Source organism: Nocardia sp. NPDC057455, from assembly GCF_042802775.1.
In the GTDB taxonomy this organism is placed as follows: domain Bacteria; phylum Actinomycetota; class Actinomycetes; order Mycobacteriales; family Mycobacteriaceae; genus Nocardia.
Window position 1 is genome coordinate 1 of record NZ_JBHVDM010000182.1, and the last position, 3,423, is coordinate 3,423.

General features: G+C 64.8%; 2 protein-coding genes and 1 pseudogene. 1 reads left to right on the forward strand and 2 read right to left on the reverse strand.

Going from position 1 to position 3,423, the window contains the following annotated elements:
• Nucleotides 1–873, forward strand: a pseudogene (locus ACFU5M_RS34190) (DNA-directed RNA polymerase subunit beta); the annotation flags it as partial.
• A gap of 197 nt (nucleotides 874–1,070) precedes the next feature.
• Here ACFU5M_RS34190 and ACFU5M_RS34195 read toward each other — a convergent pair.
• Together ACFU5M_RS34195 and ACFU5M_RS34200 are read right to left on the reverse strand one after the other, a co-directional pair.
• On the reverse strand, nucleotides 1,071–2,240 hold the full coding sequence (locus tag ACFU5M_RS34195) for a CHAP domain-containing protein (RefSeq protein WP_379055716.1): 1,170 nt from the start codon (nucleotides 2,238–2,240) through the stop codon (nucleotides 1,071–1,073).
• A gap of 227 nt (nucleotides 2,241–2,467) precedes the next feature.
• Nucleotides 2,468–3,319 (reverse strand): TIGR02569 family protein, encoded by an 852-nt coding sequence (locus ACFU5M_RS34200; protein WP_379055718.1) that lies wholly within the window; start codon nucleotides 3,317–3,319, stop codon nucleotides 2,468–2,470.
• Nucleotides 3,320–3,423: the final 104 nt, after the last annotated feature.

The window sequence follows — 3,423 nt, forward strand, 5'->3', positions numbered from 1 at the left end:
CACGGTAACAAGGGTGTGATCGGCAAGATCCTCGCGACCGAGGACATGCCGTTCATGCCCGATGGCACTCCGGTGGACATCATCTTGAACACCCACGGTGTGCCGCGGCGTATGAACATCGGCCAGATCCTGGAAACCCACTTGGGCTGGATCGGCAAGACCGGCTGGAACATTCAGCTTGCCGATGGCACGCGCCCGGACTGGGCGAAGCGACTGCCCGACGAGTTGTTGTCGGCGACGCCGGATACGAATCTCGCGACACCGGTCTTCGACGGTGCCCGCGAGGAAGAACTCGCCGGCTTGCTGGCCTCGACGCTGCCCAATCGCGACGGCGACGTCATGGTCGGAGCAGACGGAAAGGCGACGTTGTTCGACGGCCGCACCGGTGAGCCTTTCCCGTACCCCATCGCGGTGGGTTACATGTACATCTTGAAGCTGCACCACCTGGTCGACGACAAGATCCACGCGCGCTCGACCGGTCCGTACTCGATGATCACCCAGCAGCCGCTGGGTGGTAAGGCGCAGTTCGGTGGTCAGCGTTTCGGTGAGATGGAGTGCTGGGCCATGCAGGCCTACGGTGCGGCGTACACGCTGCAGGAGTTGTTGACCATCAAGTCCGACGACGTGGTCGGTCGCGTGAAGGTCTACGAGGCGATCGTCAAGGGCGAGAACATTCCGGAGCCGGGCATTCCGGAGTCGTTCAAGGTCTTGCTCAAGGAACTCCAGTCGCTGTGCCTCAACGTCGAGGTGCTGTCGGCAGGCTCCGCGATCGAGTTCCAGCACAGCGACGACGAGATCGATCGCACCGCCGCCAACCTGGGGATCAACGTATCCGGCAATGAATCCGCTTCGGTGAACGATCTTTCGATCTGAGTAGGCTGTCGCGATTCAGGGCACCGCGCACGGAACTGTCGCGAGACTCCGTGCGCGGTGCACCGGACCATGTGCGGCGAGGGTCTGTGCCGCCACGGCGCAGTGCAATGCCATGGTCGGAAGTGAGCGACCGCGTCCGGCAGGGACACCGAACTCGCAGCACCACCACCGGCCGGCCGGGTAACCGGCCGGAACCGTTATACCCGCGAGGCGTCGTTGGACGGCGGCTTGACCACGCCGACAAGCGATCCCGCGTTCATGGAATAGCTGTTGGACTTCAATTGATCGCTGGAATTGCCTTCGATTGTGGTGATCCGGCCGGTGCGGGGATCCACGGACTCCACGATTCCCACATGGTCGGGGGTTCCGTCACCCTCCCAGTCGAAGATGATCATGTCGCCCTTCTGGGCATTCGAGATATTCGACGCCAACCCCATGTGCTTGGCGTCGTTCCAGATGGAAGGCACGTAGTTCTTATTGGTCCACTCGACGTTGTAACCGGCCTGATCCCATGTCCAGGTGGAGAAGGCCGCGCACCACGCGTCGTTGATGTTGTACGGGGCCTTATAGAGCTTGCCGTCCGGGCCACGGAACATCGGGACGTTGTTGCCTCCGCTCTCGGAGACACCGAGCGCCAGTTGCTCCCGCGCCTTCGCGATGATGTCGTCCCGCGTCCCCGTACCGCGGGACCAGGTGGCGTTGCTCGCGGTCGGCGCCCACGGTGACCGATTTCCGACATCCGGCGCGTTGCCATAGGGGTTGCGCGGGAGGTCCGGCATCATCTTGTAGATATTGCCCGCGTCCCTCTGCATACCGCTGTCCGCGTCCTCGATGGTGTCGTGCACACGGTCGACGCCCTCCAGGATCAGCTGCAGCAACCGGTTTTCCTCGGCTGCGGTCAAGTGCAAATTGCCATCGGGCAGACGGGTCAGCTGATGCTCCCCGGGTTCGCGGCTCAACTCGGTTTTGAGCCCGGCCACGATCCCTTTGACATCCTGGAACGCCTTGTTCGAGGTGTCGAAGCTCGCGATGGCCCTCTCGTTCACGCCGTTGTTCTGCGCTTGCAGTTTGGTTGTTTTGTCCAGGAACACACCGCGCTTGTCTTCGTAGCTGTCGACGAGCACCGACGATCCGGGATCGAGCGTCTGGGCGCCATCCTCGGTCAGCTTTTTACCGTCCGCGCTCAGAAGCTTTTCATCTGCCAGCCAAGCGATCATGTCCTTCTGCCCGCCGTCCCAGCCGGACGCGAACAGCACGATCGAATTCTGCATGTAAACGTTGGCCGCGTCGACGACCGCATTGAGACCATCGCTGGCATAGGCGGGATGCGGAAGGTCATCGAGATCTATGTCCGCAAGGGTCGTCATACACACCCTCCACTCGACGCGGTCCACACGGCCGGTCCCCGCAGGACAACGAACAACATCCGTACCTCTCTCGGCGAGAGTCTCCTGACGCATGCGGCGCACATGCGTTACCGCGAGTATCCGGCATTCCCGACATTGGCGACAGCGGCGCCGTCCGATACCCGGGTGAGCCGCTTGCCGAGCAACGATTCGGGTGCCGAAACACCTCGCCCGAGAACCGCTTTGCCTCAGAGGGTGAGGCGCACCATGTCCGCCGTGCGCGCCAGACCTGGGAACGCCTGCGGAGTCGACCTCGGATGCAGAGCATGTACCGCGAGCCGGAACATGACCGCGCGCAACAACATCTGCGGCCACTCCGGCAGGTCCGCCCAGCGTTCGAGCAACCCGTCGTCCGCGCCGCCCCAGGACAGGGCGTCCACCACGATCACTCCGGCCGCCCAGGGCGCGGGCCGCCAGTACGGGGTGATGTCGGAGAGACCTGGGACCTGCGCGCCCGCGAACAAGACGGTGCCGAACAGGTCGCCGTGCACCAGCTGCGGCGGCGTCTGCACGGGTTTGCGGAGAGTGGCCAGTTGACCGATCAGTTCGACGCTGCGCCGTCCGTCCGGGGACGTCGACAGTGACGCGCCGCCTGTGCGGAGGCTGCGCAGTGGCACCGGTTCCCACGCAGCCCGATCGGCCGCGACGAACACGTCCACGTCCACCCACGGCACGACCGGTGGCTGCGCCAGGAAGCGCGGCCGCTCCAGATGCGTCGTCGCCTGGTGCAGGCGCAGGGACACCGAGACCACCTCGTCGTGCCGTGGCTCGGGCGCGCCCTCCAGATAGGTGTCCGCGCGCCAGCCGGACACCACGTAGCGGCCGTCGGTCGCCCGCACCGGACGCGCCAGCCGCAGTCCGTCCACCTTCAGCGTCTCGCGGATCTTCGCCGACCACGCCGCGCGCGCGTGATCGGCGACCGGACTGAGCACCACGTCACCGAAGCGCCAGCCGCCTTCCCAGTCGCCGATCGAAACCGGGGTCACTTCGCGCAGACCGAACGTGGCACGCACATGCTCGGGAGGTTCCACAGAAGTCACGGCCGTACGGTACGTCGTGTCTGATTTGGCGCGCCTTCGGCGCGCCGTGGCTGTGTTGGTTTGGCAGCGCCTGCGGCGCTGCGTGTTCGCGGCCCCTTTGTGGC

Coding starts and splice junctions, on each gene's coding strand:
- ACFU5M_RS34195 (WP_379055716.1), bottom strand. CDS start 2,240: ATGACGACCCTTGCGGACATAGATCTCGATGACCTTCCGCATCCCGCC.